The organism is Pseudomonas sp. FBF18, assembly GCF_024261405.1.
GTDB lineage: Bacteria > Pseudomonadota > Gammaproteobacteria > Pseudomonadales > Pseudomonadaceae > Aquipseudomonas > Aquipseudomonas palmensis.
This window is the reverse complement of sequence record NZ_QKRS01000009.1, coordinates 35393-54634: the sequence shown is the minus strand read 5'-3', so window position 1 is coordinate 54634 and position 19242 is coordinate 35393. Positions and strand designations below refer to the sequence as shown.

Below are 19242 nucleotides of genomic sequence, written 5' to 3'. Positions count from 1 at the left end.
CGAGGTACAGCATGCGTCGCCCTATGGTAGCTGGTAACTGGAAGATGCACGGTACCCGCGCCAGCGTCGCTGAGCTGATCAAGGGCTTGAGCAATCTAGCCCTGCCGAGCGGTGTTGAAGTCGCGGTGTTCCCGCCCTGCCTGTACATCAATCAAGCGATTGAAGGGTTGCAGGGCAAGTCGATAGCCGTGGGTGCTCAGGATTCTGCGGTAGAGCCCCAGCAAGGCGCGCTGACCGGTGAGGTTGCTCCGAGTCAGCTGGTCGATGCGGGATGTGAGCTGGTGCTGATCGGGCACTCGGAGCGTCGCCAGATACTGGGCGAAAGCGACGAAGTGCTGAATCGCAAGTTCGCTGCGGCTCAGGCTTGCGGGTTGAAGCCTGTGCTCTGTGTAGGGGAAACCCTGGAGGAGCGCGAAGCTGGCAAGACGCTTGAGGTTGTAGGGCGTCAGTTGAGCAGCATCATCGACGCATTCGGTGTTGAGGCCTTCGCCAGTGCAATCATTGCCTATGAGCCTGTATGGGCCATCGGCACCGGCCTCACGGCCAGCCCGCAACAGGCTCAGGATGTGCACAAGGCCATTCGTGAGCAACTGGCGGCAAAGAATTCAGAGGTCGCGATGAATGTGCGGCTTCTATACGGCGGCAGCGTGAAGGCGGCCAATGCGGCTGAGCTGTTCGGCATGCCGGATATCGATGGGGGGCTCATTGGTGGAGCTTCCCTGAACGCAGACGAATTCGGTGCAATTTGTCGCGCCGCAGGAAACTGAAAAATGCTGGAAACAGTCGTAGTAGTTTTTCATCTGTTGGGCGCACTGGGTTTGGTAGTGCTGGTGTTGCTGCAACAGGGTAAAGGTGCGGAAGCAGGTGCATCTTTCGGCGCAGGGGCTTCAAATACTGTGTTCGGAAGCCAAGGTTCTGCTACCTTTCTTAGTAAGTTTACTGCTATACTTGCCGCCAGTTTCTTCATAACCGCCCTAGGGTTAGGTTACTTTGCTAAAGAGAAAGCTCATCAGCTGACTCAGGTAGGGCTTCCAGATCCAGCGGTACTTGAAGTGAAGCAGCAAAAACCGGCAACAGATGATGTACCGGTGCTCCAGGAGCAACAGGCACCCGCCAGCAACACCGGCGATGTACCTCCAGCTCAAGAGCAGAAGTAACGGGTTTCAAAGTAGTATTGCCGAGGTGGTGGAATTGGTAGACACGCAACCTTGAGGTGGTTGTGCCCATAGGGTGTAGGGGTTCGAGTCCCCTTCTCGGTACCAATTGAAACAAGACAGCCCGCTACAGCGGGCTTTCTTGTAGGTGGAGGTTAGATTGACCCCTCGCGGGGTTCGGTCGTATACTTTCGCCCCAGCTTTGACGCGGGGTGGAGCAGTCTGGTAGCTCGTCGGGCTCATAACCCGAAGGTCGTTGGTTCAAATCCAGCCCCCGCAACCAGTTTCAGCAGAGCCCCTTTTCAGGGGCTTTTTGTTAGCTGATCAGTTCTCAGCGCCGGTATTCACCCGGCGTATCAGGGATGGGCGCTTCGCCCATTTTTTATTTGCATAGCATGCACAAGGGGGTTCAGGTGTCGAGCAAGCTAGAAGAGTTGCAGGCCTTGTTGGCCCCGGTGGTCGTGGCCCTAGGCTATGAATGCTGGGGTATCGAGTTTTCGGCTCAAGGCCGCCACTCAATGTTGCGCGTTTATATCGACAAAGAAGGCGGTGTGCTGGTGGATGACTGCGCCATCGTCAGCCGTCAGATCAGCGGCATTCTGGATGTCGAAGATCCCATTTCCGTTGAATACACCCTTGAAGTTTCCTCTCCTGGCATGGAACGCCCGCTGTTCACACTTGAACAGTTTGCAAAGTATGTCGGTGAGCAGGTGAAGATTAAACTGCGCTCGCCTTTCGAAGGTCGACGTAATTTTCAGGGCCTTCTGCGCGGTGTGGAAGAGCAGGATGTCGTGGTGCAGGTAGATGACCACGAATTCCTTCTGCCGATCGACATGATCGACAAGGCCAACATTATTCCCAGTTTTGACTGAGACATGCCGGGTCCGATAGTTCGTGCGGACCCAATGGCTTGCGAAAGGCGAGGCGTACGATGAGCAAAGAAGTACTGCTGGTTGTTGAGTCGGTATCCAATGAAAAGGGTGTACCGGCAGACGTGATTTTCGAAGCATTGGAAGTGGCCCTGGCCACTGCTACCAAGAAGCGCTTCGAAGATGAAGTCGACCTGCGTGTGGAGATCAACCGCCACACCGGTAACTACGAGACCTTCCGTCGCTGGACGGTGGTCGAGGAAGAGGATCTTGACGATCCTGCGATCGAAACCTGGCCAAGCAAGATTCAGGAAACCCATCCTGAAGCCAAGGTTGGCGATGTCATCGAAGAGAAGATCGAGTCCATCGAGTTCGGCCGCATCGCTGCACAGACCGCCAAGCAGGTCATCGTGCAGAAGGTCCGCGAAGCCGAGCGCGCACAGGTGGTCGATGCCTATCGCGAGCGTCTGGGCGAAATCATCTCGGGTACCGTCAAGAAGGTTACCCGTGACAACGTGATCGTCGACCTGGGCAACAACGCCGAAGCGCTGCTGGCCCGTGAAGACATCATCTCCCGCGAGACTTTCCGTGTCGGTGTGCGTGTACGTGCGCTGCTCAAGGAAATCCGCACCGAAAACCGCGGCCCGCAGCTGATCCTGTCGCGTACCGCGCCCCAGATGCTGATCGAACTGTTCCGCATCGAAGTGCCGGAAATCGCCGAGGGCCTTATCGAGGTCATGGCGGCTTCCCGTGACCCGGGTTCTCGCGCCAAGATCGCTGTCCGCTCCAAGGACAAGCGCATCGACCCGCAAGGCGCCTGCATCGGTATGCGCGGTTCGCGCGTACAGGCAGTGTCTGGCGAGTTGGGCGGCGAGCGAGTGGATATCGTCCTGTGGGACGACAACCCGGCCCAGTTTGTCATCAACGCCATGTCGCCGGCAGAAGTCGCGGCGATCATCGTTGATGAAGATGCCCACGCGATGGACATCGCTGTAGCCGCGGACAACCTGGCGCAAGCCATTGGCCGTGGTGGTCAGAACGTACGTCTGGCCAGCCAGTTGACCGGCTGGACCCTGAACGTGATGACCGAGTCGGACATCCAGGCCAAGCAACAAGCTGAAACCGGCGACATTCTGCGTAACTTCATCGAAGAGCTGGAAGTCGACGAAGAGCTGGCGCAGGTTCTCGTTGACGAAGGTTTCACCAGCCTGGAAGAAATTGCCTACGTACCGCTGGAAGAAATGCTCAACATCGATGGCTTCGACGAGGAGATCGTCAACGAACTCCGCGCGCGTGCCAAGGACCGCCTGTTGACCAAAGCCATCGCTACTGAGGAAAAACTGGCAGACGCCCATCCGGCCGAAGACCTGCTCTCGCTTGAGGGTATGGACAAGGATCTGGCGGCGGAACTGGCGGTGCGCGGCGTGGTTACCCGCGAAGACCTGGCCGAGCAGTCGATTGATGACCTGCTCGACATCGACGGCATCGACGAAGAACGTGCCGGCAAGTTGATCATGGCCGCCCGAGCCCACTGGTTCGAGTAAGTAGGCTGGCCTGAGGAGAGAAGTGCATGACGCAAGTCACGGTGAAAGAATTGGCCCAAGAGGTCGCTGCACCGGTAGAGCGCCTGCTGCAGCAGATGCGTGAGGCAGGTCTGCCGCACACCGACGCCGGTCAGGTAGTGACCGACAGTGAGAAGCAGGCTCTGCTGACCCACTTGAAAAGCAGCCACAAGGCGAAGGTGGAAGAGCCGCGCAAGATTACCTTGCAGCGCAAGACCACCAGCACCCTGCGTGTTGCTGGTAGCAAGAGCATCAGCGTAGAAGTACGCAAGAAGAAAGTTTTCGTACAGCGCAGCCCCGAAGAAATCCAGGCTGAGCAGAATCGCGAGCTGGAAGAACGTCGTGCCGCTGAAAACGCAGCACGCGAAAAGTCTGAAGCTGAAGCGCGTAAACGTGCCGAAGAATCCGCCAGCCGTCAGCCGGCCAGCGCCCCTGCGCCAGCCGCTGCAGCACCGGCCGTGACAGCTGCGCCTGCAGCTGCCGAGCCGGTTGCAGCTCCGGCCCCGGGTGTCGAGCGCAAGAAAGCCGAAGACGCCCGTCGCAACGACAAGTCGCGTGACGACGACCGCCGTGGTGGCGAGCGCCGCAACGAGGCCCCGCGCGTATCGGTCAAGGTCAAGGAAAAGGAAAAGGCGCCAGCTCCACGTGCCGCCCCACGTACCACCGAAGAGGAAAGCGACAGCTTCCGCCGTGGTGGCCGTGGCAAGGGCAAGATGAAGAAGCGCAATGCCCACGGCTTCCAGAGCCCGACCGGTCCGGTTATCCGCGACGTGGCCATTGGCGAGACCATCACCGTTTCCGAGCTGGCACAGCAGATGTCGGTCAAGGCCGCTGAAGTCGTCAAGTTCATGTTCAAGATGGGTACTCCGGTCACCATCAACCAGGTGCTCGATCAGGAAACTGCTCAGCTGATCGCCGAAGAGCTGGGCCACAAGGTCACGCTGGTCAGCGACAACGCGCTGGAAGATTCCCTGGCCGAGTCCCTGAAGTTCGAAGGCGAGTCGTTCTCCCGTGCGCCGGTCGTGACCGTAATGGGCCACGTTGACCACGGTAAGACTTCCCTGCTCGACTACATCCGTCGTGCCAAGGTAGCTGCCGGCGAAGCCGGTGGTATCACCCAGCACATCGGTGCGTACCACGTGGAAACCGACCGTGGCATGGTCACCTTCCTCGACACCCCGGGTCACGCCGCGTTTACCGCAATGCGTGCCCGTGGTGCTAAGGCGACCGACATCGTGATCCTGGTGGTCGCGGCGGACGACGGCGTAATGCCGCAAACCCGTGAAGCGGTACAGCACGCCAAGGCGGCAGGTGTTCCACTGGTCGTTGCAGTGAACAAGATCGACAAGCCAGGTGCAGACCTGGACCGCATCCGCAACGAACTGGCCGTCGAAGGCGTGACCTCCGAGGACTGGGGTGGCGACACGCCATTCGTCAAGGTTTCGGCCAAGATGGGTACCGGCGTCGACGAACTGCTCGAAGCCGTTCTGCTGCAAGCCGAGATCCTCGAGCTCAAGGCCACCCCATCGGCCCCTGGCCGTGGTGTCGTGGTCGAGTCGCGCCTGGACAAGGGCCGTGGCCCGGTGGCTACCGTGCTGGTTCAGGACGGTACCCTGCGTCAGGGCGACATGGTGCTGTGCGGTTCGAACTACGGCCGTGTACGGGCCATGCTCGACGAGAACGGCAAGCCTGTTAAGGAAGCCGGCCCGTCGATCCCGGTCGAGATTCTCGGCCTGGATGGCACCCCGGATGCCGGTGACGAACTGAGCGTGGTTGCCGACGAGAAGAAAGCCCGTGAAGTGGCTCTGTTCCGTCAAGGCAAGTTCCGCGAAGTCAAACTGGCACGTGCCCACGCTGGCAAGCTCGAGAACATCTTCGAGAACATGGGCCAGGAAGAGAAGAAAACCCTCAACATCGTACTCAAGTCCGATGTGCGTGGTTCTCTGGAGGCCCTGCAGGGCTCCCTCAGCGGTCTTGGCAACGACGAAGTACAGGTTCGCGTGATCGGCGGCGGTGTCGGTGGTATCACCGAGAGCGACGCCAACCTGGCCCTGGCTTCCAATGCAGTACTGTTCGGCTTCAACGTGCGTGCCGATGCCGGCGCGCGCAAGATCGTCGAGCAGGAAGGTCTGGATATGCGTTACTACAACGTGATCTACGACATCATTGAAGACGTCAAGAAAGCCCTGACCGGCATGCTCGGCAGCGATGTTCGCGAGAACATCCTGGGTATCGCCGAAGTGCGTGACGTGTTCCGTTCGCCGAAGTTCGGCGCCATCGCCGGCTGTATGGTCACCGAGGGTGTGGTTTACCGCAACCGTCCGATTCGCGTACTGCGCGACGACGTGGTGATCTTCGAAGGCGAACTGGAGTCGCTGCGTCGCTTCAAGGACGATGCGTCCGAAGTACGTGCCGGCATGGAGTGCGGTATTGGCGTCAAGAGCTACAACGACGTCAAGGTCGGCGACAAGATCGAAGTCTTCGAGAAAGTCCAAGTGGCTCGCACGCTCTAAGCCGCGAGCTTGGGAGCCGCAGACCGCCCGCCGCAAGGCGCAGGTCGGCGGCTCTGAACGCAACGCCCGGTCAGGCCCAAGCCTGGCCGGGCGTTTGCCGCTTTAGTTACAGGTAGCAAAACATGGCAAAAGAATACAGCCGTACCCAACGTATCGGCGATCAGATGCAGCGCGAACTGGCGCAACTGATCCGTCGCGAAGTCAAAGATCCGCGCGTCGGCCTGGTGACCATCACCGCCGTCGACGTCAGCCGCGATGTCGGCCACGCCAAGGTGTTCATCACCGTGATGGGCGAGGACAGCGCAGAAGACATCAAGCAAAGCCTCAAGGTGCTCAACAGCGCCGCCGGTTTCCTGCGCATGCAACTGGGCAAGGAAATGAAGCTGCGCAGCGTGCCGCAACTGCACTTCCACTACGACGAGAGCGTGACCCGCGGTGCCCATCTGTCGGCACTGATCGAGCGCGCGGTCGCCGAGGACAGCCAGCACAAGTCCGACGATACCCCCCTGGACACCAAGGAGTAAGCGGTGGCTCAGGTCAAGCGTATCCGTCGTAACGTCAGCGGCATCATCCTGCTCGACAAGCCGTTGGGGTTCACCTCCAATGCTGCCCTGCAGAAGGTGCGCTGGCTGCTCAACGCCGAGAAGGCCGGACATACCGGCAGCCTCGACCCGCTGGCCAGTGGCGTGCTGCCGCTGTGCTTCGGCGAGGCGACCAAGTTCTCGCAATACCTGCTCGAGTCCGACAAGGGCTACGAGACGGTGATGCAACTGGGGCAGACCACCAACACGGGCGACGCCGAAGGCGAAATTCTGCAAACCCGCGAAGTGACCGTTGGTCGCAGCGACGTTGAAGCCGTACTGCCACAGTTTCGTGGTCCAATCAGCCAGATACCGCCGATGTACTCGGCGCTCAAGCGCGATGGCCAGCCGCTGTACAAGCTGGCACGTGCAGGCGAAGTAGTGGAGCGTGAAGCGCGTTCTGTTACTATTAACCGCTTGGAGCTGCTCGAGTGCGAAGGCACCCGGGTACGCCTCTCGGTAGGCTGCAGCAAGGGCACCTACATCCGTACGCTGGTAGAGGACATCGGTGAGCAGCTGGGCTGCGGCGCCTATGTTGCAGAACTGCGCCGTACGCATGCAGGCCCCTTCGAACTGGCCCAGACCGTCACCCTCGAAGAGCTCGAGCAGGTGCACGCCGAAGGTGGCAACGAAGCGGTCGACCGCTTCCTGATGCCATCGGACAGCGGGTTGCAGGACTGGCCGTTGCTGCACTTCTCCGAGCACAGCGCGTTCTACTGGCTGCATGGTCAGCCGGTACGTGCACCGGATGCGCCGAAGTTCGGCATGGTCCGCGTGCAGGATCACAACGGTCGTTTCATCGGTATCGGTGAAGTGAGCGAAGACGGGCGCATTGCGCCACGTCGACTGATTCGGTCGGAATGATCGAAACCTTCAGTGTCGGGTTCAGGCCCGGCACTGGCGGGCAAGAGGATGGCTGTCAATAGGCACGGTCACGCCTCACTTTTAAATACAGGGATCTGTCCCTGGCCTATTGGAAACCGTGTGTACGGTTTCCCTTGATATTGGAGAAGCCAGATGGCACTCAGCGTTGAAGAAAAAGCAAAGATCGTTGGCGAATACCAGCAAGCAGCCGGTGACACCGGTAGCCCGGAAGTGCAGGTTGCCCTGCTGACCGCCAACATCAACAAGCTGCAAGGCCACTTCAAGGCCAACGGTAAAGACCACCACTCCCGTCGTGGTCTGATCCGCATGGTAAACCAGCGTCGCAAGCTGCTGGACTACCTGAAAGGTAAAGACACCACTCGTTACAGCGCCCTGATCGGTCGTCTGGGCCTGCGTCGCTAATAGCGGCCTGGTCAGTGGTGTGCACGGCGTGCTGCTGTCATCCGCCGAGGGCTTCGGCCCCCGCGCGGGTGAGCACGCCGCGCGTATCTATGAGGTTGGCTGTCTGCCTCGCCCGCGCGGTTTACCGCAAGGGCAGGGCAGGCTCCCAACCTCTAGTTTTATCTGGACTGCCAACAGGGCCGATTCCCTGTGCTGCCCAAGAATTCGCAAGAACCAGTTCCCCCAGAGCCACTGAAGAAGGTAGGAAACCGTGAACCCGGTAATCAAGAAATTCCAGTTCGGTCAATCGACCGTTACCCTCGAGACGGGCCGTATTGCTCGTCAAGCGTCCGGCGCCGTATTGGTCACCGTCGACAACGATGTCACCGTGCTGGTGACCGTGGTCGGTGCCAAACAGGCCGATCCAGGCAAAGGCTTCTTCCCCCTGTCCGTTCACTATCAGGAAAAGACCTACGCCGCCGGCAAGATCCCTGGTGGTTTCTTCAAGCGTGAAGGCCGTCCTTCCGAGAAAGAGACCCTGACCTCGCGTCTGATCGACCGTCCGATCCGTCCGCTGTTCCCTGAAGGCTTCATGAACGAAGTGCAGGTTGTCTGCACCGTCGTTTCCACCAGCAAGAAAACCGATCCGGACATCGCTGCCATGATCGGTACCTCGGCTGCGCTGGCCATCTCCGGCATTCCGTTCGAAGGCCCTATCGGCGCCGCCCGTGTCGCTTTCCACGAAAGCACCGGCTACCTGCTGAACCCGACCTACGAGCAACTGGCTGCCTCGAGCCTGGACATGGTCGTTGCCGGTACCTCCGACGCCGTGCTGATGGTCGAATCGGAAGCCAAGGAGCTGACCGAAGACCAGATGCTGGGCGCCGTGCTGTTCGCCCACGACGAATTCCAGGCCGTGATCCAGGCTGTCAAGGAGCTGGCTGCCGAAGCCGCCAAGCCTACCTGGGACTGGACTGCCAAGGCCGAGAACACCCCGCTGCTGAGCGCCATTCGTGGCGAATTCGGTGCCGCGGTGTCCGATGCCTACACCATCACCGTCAAGGCCGACCGTTACGCTCGCCTGGGCGAGCTGCGCGAGCAGGTCATCGCCAAGTTCTCCGGCGAAGAAGGCCAGCCGACTGCCGCTGAAGTCAAAGAGATCTTCGGTGAAATCGAATACCGCACCGTTCGCGAAAACATCGTCAACGGCAAGCCACGTATCGATGGTCGCGACACCAAGACCGTGCGCCCGCTGAACATCGAAGTCGGCGTGCTGCCGAAAACCCACGGTTCGGCCCTGTTCACCCGTGGCGAAACCCAGGCCCTGGTCGTTGCGACCCTGGGTACTGCACGTGACGCACAGCTGCTGGACACCCTGGAAGGCGAGCGCAAAGACCCCTTCATGCTGCACTACAACTTCCCGCCGTTCTCGGTGGGCGAGTGTGGCCGCATGGGCGGTGCTGGTCGTCGCGAAATCGGTCACGGCCGTCTGGCCCGTCGTTCGGTCCAGGCCATGCTGCCGGCCGCCGACGTGTTCCCGTACACCATCCGCGTGGTGTCGGAGATCACCGAATCCAACGGTTCGAGCTCGATGGCTTCGGTCTGTGGCGCTTCCCTGGCCCTGATGGACGCTGGTGTACCGATGAAGGCGCCGGTAGCCGGTATCGCCATGGGTCTGGTCAAAGAGGGCGAGAAGTTCGCCATCCTGACCGACATTCTGGGTGATGAAGACCACCTGGGCGACATGGACTTCAAGGTAGCCGGTACCGCCAAGGGTGTGACCGCGCTGCAGATGGACATCAAGATCAACGGCATCACCGAAGAGATCATGGAAATCGCCCTGGGCCAGGCCCTGGAAGCGCGCCTGAACATCCTCGGCCAGATGAACCAGATCATTGGCCAGTCGCGTACCGAGCTGTCGGAAAACGCACCGACCATGATCGCGATGAAGATCGACACCGACAAGATTCGCGACGTCATCGGCAAGGGCGGCGCAACCATCCGTGCCATCTGCGAAGAAACCAAGGCGTCGATCGATATCGAAGACGACGGTTCGATCAAGATCTTCGGCGAAACCAAGGATGCTGCAGAAGCTGCGCGCCAGCGCGTTCTGAGCATCACTGCCGAAGCCGAGATCGGCAAGATCTACGTCGGCAAGGTCGAGCGCATCGTCGACTTCGGTGCATTCGTCAACATCCTGCCGGGCAAGGACGGTCTGGTTCACATCTCCATGCTGAGCGATGCTCGCGTCGAGAAAGTGACCGACATCCTGAAAGAAGGCCAGGAAGTCGAAGTACTGGTACTGGACGTGGACAACCGCGGCCGTATCAAGCTGTCGATCAAGGACGTTGCCGCCGCCAAGGCGTCGGGCGTCTGATGATGCAGCAGGGCAGGTAACTGCCCGGTAGTGCCAATGCCCCGTATCGCAGGATACGGGGCATTTTTTTTGCTTTCAGCCGGCAGCGCCGGCAAAGCGCCTGCGCCCCAGGTTGGTGATGATCAGGCTCAGCGAGTCGGCGTTGGCCAGGATCAGGTCGGTGCGTACCTGCGGATCGCTGTAGAACGCAGTGCGTGCAGCTGCCAGGGTGTTTGTCTTGCTTAGCCGAAAGATCGCGGGCAGGGCTCGTCCATCCTTTTTCCTGATATCTCTCCAGGTCTGGCTCGAGGTGTCGAAGGTTCTGAACAGCGCCTGGGCGGGGGTGTTGATCGAGAGCCCGTTCTGTTTGTAGCCAAGGATCGTCTGATAGGCGATACGCCCGCCCCGCGTGTGCTGGCTGATCTGGTCCGGGAAGGGGGCCGCGGCTTCCACGTAGGCGATATCCACGGTTCGAAGTACCTGGTGTGACAGCTCGTGTATCAGCGTCGTTGCTTGCTGGTGGGCGAGCAGCTCGATGGCCGGTGGCGTTGCGTAAATCGAAACGTCCCATGGCAGGGTGAACACGCGCTCGGTGAGAAAGATCCGCTTGCCGGGGTCGTTGTGGTAGGTGAAACCGTAGGTATCGCGCTGACCGGGCATGTTCATGCCCACTACGAGGCGTTTGGAGGTGACCGTGTCCATCGAGGCTGACAACAGCTCGTCCAGTATCCGCTGGGTATAGTCACGCAGCAGGCGTACTGTCTGGTCTGAGGGAGGGTGGTCGAACACGTTTTGCAAGATGCTCAGTGTCTCGGGCGGCAGGGGCGCCTGGGGCGAAGACAGGTTGAGGTTCTTCAGGCAGGTGTCCAGATAGTGGCGGCTCAAGGCATGGGCACGCAGTAGCATCTGGTACTTGGTCGGCTGGAGCGCGGCAATGTTCTTCATTCCCGAAGCCAGCGTGGTGTAGCGCAGGGATATGTCTTCGTTGGCCAGGGCCGTTTCGAAACTGCTGTAGGCCGCGCCGCCGCCACGCAAGCCTTCCTGCAGATCAACCTGCCACTGATTTCCCGTTCTTTGCAGCGTGGGCCCGAGTCGGCCCTGCTTGATGATCTGCCACTGCTGTGCTGGCTTGGCCACTTCATAGACGTGGCCCGCGATCACGCAATAGAAACGCTCGGTACCCGGGGCGAAATAAAGCCCCAGGGTGGTGTTGCGGACCATGTCCTTGAGTTGCACGTTCTGCGCCTGCAGGTCACTCAGCCGGTTGGGTACCAGGGGGTTGAGCAGTACCTCGTTCCAGGCAGGGTCCAGTTCCAGTGCAGGCGTGACTGGTGAAGGCTCGTCAGGTGTCTTCCTGCTCACGCTCGAGCCACCTGGGCGCATCATGACCAGGCCACTCAGGGCGGTGACGAACTCCGCAAGCGATTCGCCCCAGTTGTGCTGCAAAGCGGCGTTACCGGATGCCTGCAACCACTGGACACTCTGTAGCGAGCTGAGCATGGCTGCCAGCTTTCCAGGCAGGAAAAACGAACTCTGCTCGATGGCAAGGCCCATTACATAGCGCAGCACATTCCAGTATTCCTCGGCGGTAGTTACCGTGCGTGCCTTGGTCAGTGCCCGCAGGAATGCCACGTTCTCGGTGAACAGGTAGTCAAGGGCATTGCCTTCGATCTCGCTGCGCACCAGTTGAACCGCACCGGGGGTGGGCGAGAAATCGAACAGGTCCGATGAGGACCAGAACAGATGGGGGTGAAGAAAGCCGTTGTGGTCGTATCGCGACTGCACCGTGTCGGGAAGCCGGTTCAGAATATCTCGTTGCAGCTCTGGGTCCGAGAGGATGGCACTGCGCAGTGCGCCCTGGTCCTTGAACTCGAGCAACATCTTGTGTGGCCGGTAGGCACAGTACAACACCAGGGGCCCGTCCTGTTCGCCCTGCGGTCCGATCACATACATGCCCCTCACGGTATCGGGGGCGAACCCTTGCTCGGCTCGTAGCTGCAATTGGCACAGGGTGATCTTCCTGCCCTCGACCAGGTCGCGGGCGAGGGCATCCGGCTTGGCCAGCACATGGGAAAAGTAGTAAAGCGCCTTGGCCGATAGTTTGTTGTCCAGAAAATGCTGATACCCCTCTTCCATCAGGTAGGCGGTGGATACCAGCGTGTAGCGATGACGGCGTTCGAGGTAGTCGGGATCCTGCGGGGTTAACTTCTTCTCGAGCAGGGCACGGTATGCACTGGCCACGTCGAGGCGGTCGATCATGTTGCGGATGGTGGCTGCTTCCAGCGCTTCAGGTGCCATGCCTGGTCGCGTGACGCTGACCTTCATGCTTGTCGCTGTGCCGGTCAACCGGCTGTGGGTCAGGGCGTACTCGCTCAGTGTCTTGGTGGTGGTGGCCAGGTCCGAGGAAATCGGCGAGGGCGTCTGGCCGGGCATTACCGGGTTGGGGGTGAAGTGCGTGAAGGTGACGGTAATCAGGTCGGGATCGTCCGGTGCGCTCGGGTAATCCTGGGCGAGCCCTGCCTTGAGCTGCTGGTTGGCGAAGTCGTTGAGCGTTGGGATCGAGAACAGGTAGTTGAACTTGGGGTTGCTGACACGGGCGCAGGCCTGCACCAGTTGCGCGTAGTTTTTCATTTGCTGCGGTGTCGCGTTGCATAGCCATGCCGGTAGAAGGGTGCGCAAATACTGAACCTCGAGGCTGTCGCGTACCCGCTGCAAGGCCCCTTCGAACGGGTGCCTGGCGGCCTGGTTATCGATGAAGCGTTGCAGCAATGAGGTGCCGAGCCTGCTGCGCAGGGCATAGCCCAGGTAGTAACGCCGGGTTGCAGCACGAAAGCGTGCCGCACTGTGTTCAACAAACGCGAACAGCTCGCTTTGTTCGATGAGGCGTACGCTGGGCTGACTGGCACCTGGAAGCTGCGCCAGGGTGTGCCAGTTGCGCAGGTCTTCGGCGTTCACCAGGCTCAGCCACTGATGAAGCTTCTCCGGGTCGTCGAATGCGCCGGTCATTTCAGAGCGCAAGGCTGCTTCGCTGCTGAATTGACTCAGTGGCTCCAGCGGTGACCAGAGCAACAGGCTGTCATTGTCGGCCGTTGCCCGCTGCAGCACGAATGCATCGGCCAGTGGCAGCAGCCCGGCCTTGCCGGGTACCGACAAGCTCAGGCTGTGCAGGCGAATGGCACTGTGCCCCGGCCGGTCCAATGCTTGCTGCAGCAGGTCGAGCAGCGCGTCATCGATCACGCCGTTCTCGCGGGCTTGCTCCAGTTCGATGCGCAGCAGCGCTTCGTACAAGCTGCGCATGCTCGTGAGCGGGGACACCACACTGTCCTTCAGGCGCAACCGACCCGTGTCGAACGCCTCGAGTTGTTCAAGGTAGGTCGAGGCAAAGCCCGCTTTAAGGGTGTCGATCTGTTGCCGGATCACGGGTGCCGACGGCCACGACAGTGGCAAGCCTTGCCGGTCCTGCACCTGATCCTGCGGCGCGTGCTGGTTGCCTGTTTCGCCCAGCTGTTCGAGAAACCTGTCGACCACCGTGCCAGTCTTTTCTGCCCATTTGAGCTGGATGTCCAAGGGGTGCAACTGGCCGTCGCTGATGGCGTCGAGGCTGGGGGCAAGCATGTCCAGAACACAGGACTGCACCTTCGGCTGGGCGGTGGCCAGGGATTGAAACAGCTGATGCAGTGCCCTGGCACGGGTGAGGCGCTCTACCAGCGTAACGCTCTGGCTGGGTGGCACGGGCAGCCTCATGGCGACTGCTGGCTGTGCATCGGGCAGCCATCGACCGTTGACCCCCAGGTGGGTCAGGCGCCTGTCCACCAGCGCGCGCATGTCCAGTGCATCTTCGACCCCGGCCATGGCCGTGCTGCTCTGGGCACCGGGGAAGCGTAGTGCGTGGGCAAGACGCCGGTTGACCAGTGCGATCAGCGCATCAGCAAGTGCGAGGAACATCGGTTGGCCGACCTCGACCAGCCTGACCACAGGCGTCGCGCTGGTTTGCAACTGCTCCCAGTCATCGCGGCTGATCGAGGCGGGGCAAGCAGGTTGTGTGAGCAGGGCCTGGCAATGCCGTTCAAGGGCGGCCTGATCGGCGAAGTATTGGAACCCGGTTCGTGTGCTGAACAGGAACACCCCCTTGCTGGTATCGGTCGGTTGTTGCAGGGCCAGGCTGTCGGCCAGCAGCACCGTCCTACCCATGCCCTGAGCCGCTGGCACCAACGCCAGGCTACACACCCGCAAGGCGCCCAGGTCGGGGATCAGCGCTTCACGCAGCCATTGCAACTGAGGGGTGTCGATGCGTTGTTCATTGGCCGCTCGCAACAGCGTACGACAGTAGTTGTCGGCAAGGCCAAGTGCCAGGGCTTCGCGGTTATCGCTGCCCACGTCGTTGTCGACACTGCTCCAATAGCTTCGCAGGGCCTGTGCAAAGGCCCCCGGAACGGCCTTGGCAGTGCTGGCAAGGGCCTGCTCGCAGGCGAGCGGGTCGGGCGTGTCGTGCGTTGCGGTGCCATCGCGTACGAAACGGCGCTTCAGGTCGATGCCCAGCGGCTGGCCGCTGAACGCGTCCAGTGCAACATCGGCCAGGGCCTGCGTGCGCACCACGCTGGGATTACTGGCAATGACCTGGACCCGTTGTTGCGCGATGTCGTCGACGCCCTCCAGCAGCGTCGAGAAGGCTGTGCTCAAGCAACTGTCGAGAACACCGGCCAGGGTGGGCAGTTTGGCCAGCCCGCTGGCTTGCCCCCGCAGCAGATCGATTTGCTGTTGCATCAGGTGGTGTGACCACCGGGTGAACACGGCATCGCTCAGGTTCACGAACTGCAGCGGTTCGCTCGGCACGCCCAGGTGAGTCAGCTGGGCCTGCAGGGCACTTTCAAGTTGTTGCAGCGTGTTGAAGCCCTGTACGCCATGCAATGGGCTGTACAGGTAGGTCGCCTCAAGCAGTGGGTCGCGCTGATGAATGACCAGGCAATTGGCAGACAGTGGCTGCAGGTTGCCTGTCACCTCCACCCGCATGCTCGCCGGCAGGGTCGTTTGATCGGCCAGGCGACGCAGCCACCGCGCTTCGATGATGCTCAGGCTCAGGTCGCGCTGTGCGGTCTCCAGCGCGGTGATGAAGCCTGCGCGCAAGGTGCCGGGCTCAAAGTAGGGCATCACGATCATGGCGTTTCCTGCAGCGGGGGACCCGGTTCATCCGGCTCACGACGCCTGCCACGTTAGAGGGTGCCCTGTTGAAGGCAGTGGTACATATTGCAACGCCCGTTGGATTCCCGGGCATGGGTGCGGCGGTATTTTGTGAACATGCAACTTGCACGCGCATCCATCGCAAAGCATGCAATGTGCACGATGGGCTATTTTTTGGTGATTTTTAAGCTGTTGATTTTTAAAGGTTTTATTTTTTATTCGGGTTGGCACAGCTTCTGCACTATCCCTGTTACCTGCTGCCAGGAATGACGGCGCAGACCTTTCGAAAAACAGGAGTGTCTCGTATGAAGAAGTTCGCTATTGCTGCTGCTACTGCCACCGCGCTGACCCTGACCATGGCTAACGCCGCCTTTGCAGCCCAACCTGCATCGCAAGCACCGATGATGCTGGCTGCTGGTGAAATGACCAAGGCCAAAGAAGAAACTTCCGATACCTGGATCACCACCAAGGTCAAAGCCGACCTGGTCACCGAGAAAGGCATCCCGGGTACCGACATCAAGGTCGAAACCAACAAAGGTGTGGTTTCCCTGTCCTCGACCACCGCGATCACCGAAGCGCAGAAAACCACTGCGGTGAACATCGCCAAGAAAATCAAGGGCGTGAAAGCCGTTTCGGCTGATGGCCTGAAAGCTGAGTAAGCGTTTCGCTCGCTGATCCTGACGGTTCATGCGAAAGGCCACACGGAGGTGGCCAACCCTAAAGCCCCGGCGCAGTCAGCCGGGGCTTTTCTTTGTGCGCTGGAACGCTGGCCTGGCGCCAGTGCTCCCGCCAGCCCTACTCGGCGTCCAGGTGCAGGGGCGAGATCACCCGGCCATCCGCTTCGGCCTGGCCCAGCGTGGCGTCGATGAAGTACACCCGGTCGTCTTGCAACTGACCCTTGTCGACCAGGTAGTCCTTGATGCTGCTGGCGCGTGCCTGACCGAGCTGGCGCAGCAGCACGGTGCTCTCGGCCCATGACTTGATCACCGCTTCCTGCAGCTTGGCAGTACGCTGTGCACGGTCCAGCTGCTCCCACTCGGCCGGTGGCTGCTGCTTGAGACGGGTACGGTAGATGCCCTCGAGCATGGCCGGCTTGTCGCCATCGGGCACCTGCAGTTGCGAGGCCTGTGCCGGCACCTTGTCGCCGCGACGCTGAAGGATCTTGTAGTAGGTGCTCTGGTACTCACGATCCAGACGCTGTGCGGCAATCAGTGGCCCGTCGCTGCTCTGGGCGCTGGTGCCTTCGATTTCCAGGCGCAGGGCAGGGCGTTCCTTGAGTGCTGCCGCCAGCTTGTCCAGCGAGCCCTGGGCATCGCTGCTCAGCTCGCTTGAGCCAGGGGCGAAGGACACGGTGCCCAGGTCTTCGGACCCGCCACCACTGACCAGCCCGCCGATGAACTTGAACGGCGCCTGGGCGGCGCGCAGCACCAGGTTGCGCAGGGTCTGCCACACGATCGGCATTACGCTGAACTGCGGGTTGTTGAGGTCGCCCGACACCGGCAGCTCGATGGAGATCTTGCCCTCGGTGTCCTTGAGCAGCGCGATCGCCAGGCGAATCGGCAGGTTGACGGCGTCGGGGCTGTCGACCTTCTCACCCAGTTGCAACTGCTCGACCACCACCTTGTTCTCGGCCTTGAGCTGGCCCTTGGTGATCAGGTAGTGCAGGTCCAGGTTCAGGCGGCCCTTGCGAATCCGGTAGCCGGCGAACTTGCCCGAATACGGCGTCAGGGTCGTCAGCTCGACACGCTTGAAGCTGGTGGCGATGTCCAGGCTGGCCATCGGGTCGAACGGGTTGAGCGCGCCCTTGATGGTGACGGGCGCATAACGGTCCACCTTGCCCTTGATATCGACCTTGGCCGGGTGTGGCTGGCGGTTGTCGATGGTGCCGATCTGGCCGTTCAGCTGCTGGATGGCGGTAGCGAAGTTGGGCGTCAGGCTGAAGTCGGCGAAGTTGGCCGAGCCATCGTTGATGTCGATGCCACCGATACGGATACCCAAGGGCTTTTCATTGCTGGCCGTGCGCTTGCCCTGGGGCTTGGCGGCGCCGTTGGCCGGCTGCGGAATCAGCAGGTCATCCACGCTGGTGGTGCGGTCTTCGTTGATCATGAAGCGGGCATAGGGCTGCTGCAGGGTCACCTTGGCAATGCTCAGCGTATCGCCGTGGCGATAGTCCAGGCCGTCCACGTTCAGTTGCTGCCATTTGACGAAGTCACGGCCCTTGATGGTGTCCAGGGTATGCAACTGATTGACCTGCGCCTTGCCGGTGACGCTGAACGCCAGCGGGGCGGTGTTCTTCAGGTCCACGTTCAGGTCGCTGCCGAGCATGCCGCTGCGCAGCTCCAGGCGAATGAACGGGCTGATGTAGGCCTGGGCTACCCGCAGGTCGATGTCCTGTGTGCTGACCTTGAGCCGGGCGCTGACCGGTGCCAGGTTGACCTCACCCGATGCCTGCAGCTTGCCCTGGCGGCCGACGCCGCTGTCGAGCTTGAGGGTGAAGGGGCTCTTGTTGAGGCTGTCGAAGTTCTGCAGGTCGAGATTGAGCGGGCCTACATCCAGCGCCACCGCTTCTTTCTGCGAGCGATCGGCCAGATGAACCTGGTAGTTGCGCAGTTGCACGTCGCGCAGCAGCACCTGCCACGGCTTGCCGGGCGCGGCCTTGGCGCTGGCTTCCTGCGGCGCGGCCCCGGCAGTGGCCGGCTCGGCCTTTTCCTTGGGGGTGGCCTTGGCAGGCTGGCTGGCGAAGAGTTTTTGCCAGTCGAGCTGGCCGTCGGCTTCCAGGGCCGCCCAGGTTTCCAGCTTTTCGCTGCGGATCTTGCCGACCGTGACCAGCTGTTTGGCCAGGTCGACCGTGGTTTCACTCACGTCCAGCCTGGCCAGGCGGGCCAGCGGGCGACCATCTGGGGCCTTGATCGCGAAGGGGGCGATGCTGAGCGAGGCGTTGTCCAGCAGCAGCTCGGTTTCCTTCGACAGGTTGAGCTTGTAATGGGTGTCCAGGTTGAGCACGCCGTCTTCCAGCACCAGCGGCAGGGCGTCGCGCACGTACGGCCACCACACCTTCATCTTGCCGTCGGTGACCTTGAGGGTGCCTTCGGAGGCGATCGGTACCAGGCTGATGGTGCCGGCCCAGTCGATGCGCCCGCCCTCTGGCCCGGCGGCCACCAGGGTCATGTCGGCATTGTCGTCGGGCAGGGTGCTGAGGTTCTTCAGCTCCAGGTTCATCGAGTCGTAGAGGAATTCGATCGGCTCGCTCGGGCGCAGGTCCTGGAAGTGCAGGTAGCCCTCGCTCAGCTTGATGCTGCCGATGCGCAGCGGGAACGGTTCGCTTGCCGGCGTCTCGGGCTTGGGCTCGCTGGGCGGCAGCTTGAACAGCTGGGTCAGGTTCAGGCTGCCGTCCTTGGCGAACAGCAGCTCGGTGCGCGGCTTGTCCAGCTCGACGGCTGCCAGGTGCAGGGCACCGGACCACAGGCTGTCGAGCTGCAGGTTGGCGTAGAGGCGTTCGAAGCCGACCTGCTCCTTGCCGGTCTCGCCGATCTGCAAGCCCCATAGCGTCAGCTCGAGGCTGAACGGATTGAGCTCGATACGCTGGATGTGCGCCGGCACGGTGGCGTAACTGGCCAACTGCTGATTGGCGATGCGCAAGGCTACGCCAGGCAGGATCAGGAAACCGAGGAGGCTGTACAGGGCCAGGCCGGCCAACAAGGCGCCGAGGGCGCGTTTCAATCCTTTGGGCATGTGCGGCGTCGTCTGTCTAGAGCGGGAGTGC

At 61.1% G+C, this 19242-nt stretch carries 12 protein-coding genes and 2 tRNA genes; 12 read left to right on the top strand and 2 right to left on the bottom strand.

Annotation, left to right across the window (positions count from 1 at the left end; genetic code table 11):
- Positions 1-11: 11 nt before the first annotated feature.
- The 11 genes from tpiA to pnp all read left to right on the top strand — a co-directional run bounded on the left by tpiA (position 12) and on the right by pnp (position 10322).
- On the top strand, positions 12-767 hold the full coding sequence (gene tpiA, locus DN387_RS15475; protein ID WP_043863822.1) for a triose-phosphate isomerase: 756 nt from the start codon (positions 12-14) through the stop codon (positions 765-767).
- 3 nt (positions 768-770) lie between these two features.
- Positions 771-1157 (top strand): preprotein translocase subunit SecG, encoded by a 387-nt coding sequence (gene secG / locus DN387_RS15470; protein WP_078481335.1) that lies wholly within the window; start codon positions 771-773, stop codon positions 1155-1157.
- Between the two features lie 19 nt (positions 1158-1176).
- Positions 1177-1262, top strand: a tRNA-Leu gene (locus DN387_RS15465).
- A 98-nt stretch (positions 1263-1360) separates the two neighbouring features.
- Positions 1361-1437, top strand: a tRNA-Met gene (locus tag DN387_RS15460).
- Between the two features lie 130 nt (positions 1438-1567).
- Entirely contained in the window at positions 1568-2026 is a 459-nt protein-coding gene (gene rimP, locus DN387_RS15455; protein WP_043863937.1) for a ribosome maturation factor RimP, read from the top strand.
- A gap of 59 nt (positions 2027-2085) precedes the next feature.
- Complete coding sequence (gene nusA / locus DN387_RS15450) at positions 2086-3567, top strand: transcription termination factor NusA (RefSeq protein ID WP_043863821.1); 1482 nt, start codon at positions 2086-2088, stop codon at positions 3565-3567.
- Positions 3568-3593: 26 nt separating this feature from the next.
- Positions 3594-6098, top strand: a complete 2505-nt coding sequence (infB, locus tag DN387_RS15445) for a translation initiation factor IF-2 (protein ID WP_054916541.1) — start codon at positions 3594-3596, stop codon at positions 6096-6098.
- Positions 6099-6220: 122 nt separating this feature from the next.
- A complete protein-coding gene (rbfA, locus tag DN387_RS15440) occupies positions 6221-6622 on the top strand; it encodes a 30S ribosome-binding factor RbfA (RefSeq protein ID WP_043863819.1) in 402 nt (133 codons plus the stop codon).
- A 3-nt stretch (positions 6623-6625) separates the two neighbouring features.
- Entirely contained in the window at positions 6626-7543 is a 918-nt protein-coding gene (truB, locus tag DN387_RS15435; protein ID WP_043863818.1) for a tRNA pseudouridine(55) synthase TruB, read from the top strand.
- Between the two features lie 153 nt (positions 7544-7696).
- The gene (gene rpsO / locus DN387_RS15430; protein WP_010222985.1) at positions 7697-7966 is read left to right on the top strand and encodes a 30S ribosomal protein S15; all 270 of its coding nucleotides are present in this window, start codon (positions 7697-7699) and stop codon (positions 7964-7966) included.
- Between the two features lie 250 nt (positions 7967-8216).
- Positions 8217-10322: a polyribonucleotide nucleotidyltransferase gene (pnp, locus tag DN387_RS15425; RefSeq protein WP_043863817.1), complete on the top strand. Its 2106-nt coding sequence runs from the start codon at positions 8217-8219 to the stop codon at positions 10320-10322.
- 75 nt (positions 10323-10397) lie between these two features.
- Here pnp and DN387_RS15420 read toward each other — a convergent pair whose 3' ends face one another.
- Positions 10398-15458: a hypothetical protein gene (locus DN387_RS15420; RefSeq protein WP_054916540.1), complete on the bottom strand. Its 5061-nt coding sequence runs from the start codon at positions 15456-15458 to the stop codon at positions 10398-10400.
- Between the two features lie 326 nt (positions 15459-15784).
- On the opposite strand from DN387_RS15420, the gene DN387_RS15415 reads away from it, so the two are divergent.
- Positions 15785-16138: a BON domain-containing protein gene (locus tag DN387_RS15415; RefSeq protein WP_043863815.1), complete on the top strand. Its 354-nt coding sequence runs from the start codon at positions 15785-15787 to the stop codon at positions 16136-16138.
- A 136-nt stretch (positions 16139-16274) separates the two neighbouring features.
- Here DN387_RS15415 and DN387_RS15410 read toward each other — a convergent pair whose 3' ends face one another.
- Complete coding sequence (locus DN387_RS15410; RefSeq protein ID WP_054916539.1) at positions 16275-19211, bottom strand: DUF748 domain-containing protein; 2937 nt, start codon at positions 19209-19211, stop codon at positions 16275-16277.
- Positions 19212-19242: the final 31 nt, after the last annotated feature.

Coding starts and splice junctions, on each gene's coding strand:
- tpiA (WP_043863822.1), top strand. CDS start 12: ATGCGTCGCCCTATGGTAGCTGGTAACTGGAAGATGCACGGTACCCGC.
- secG (WP_078481335.1), top strand. CDS start 771: ATGCTGGAAACAGTCGTAGTAGTTTTTCATCTGTTGGGCGCACTGGGT.
- nusA (WP_043863821.1), top strand. CDS start 2,086: ATGAGCAAAGAAGTACTGCTGGTTGTTGAGTCGGTATCCAATGAAAAG.
- infB (WP_054916541.1), top strand. CDS start 3,594: ATGACGCAAGTCACGGTGAAAGAATTGGCCCAAGAGGTCGCTGCACCG.
- rbfA (WP_043863819.1), top strand. CDS start 6,221: ATGGCAAAAGAATACAGCCGTACCCAACGTATCGGCGATCAGATGCAG.
- rpsO (WP_010222985.1), top strand. CDS start 7,697: ATGGCACTCAGCGTTGAAGAAAAAGCAAAGATCGTTGGCGAATACCAG.
- DN387_RS15420 (WP_054916540.1), bottom strand. CDS start 15,458: ATGATCGTGATGCCCTACTTTGAGCCCGGCACCTTGCGCGCAGGCTTC.
- DN387_RS15415 (WP_043863815.1), top strand. CDS start 15,785: ATGAAGAAGTTCGCTATTGCTGCTGCTACTGCCACCGCGCTGACCCTG.
- DN387_RS15410 (WP_054916539.1), bottom strand. CDS start 19,211: ATGCCCAAAGGATTGAAACGCGCCCTCGGCGCCTTGTTGGCCGGCCTG.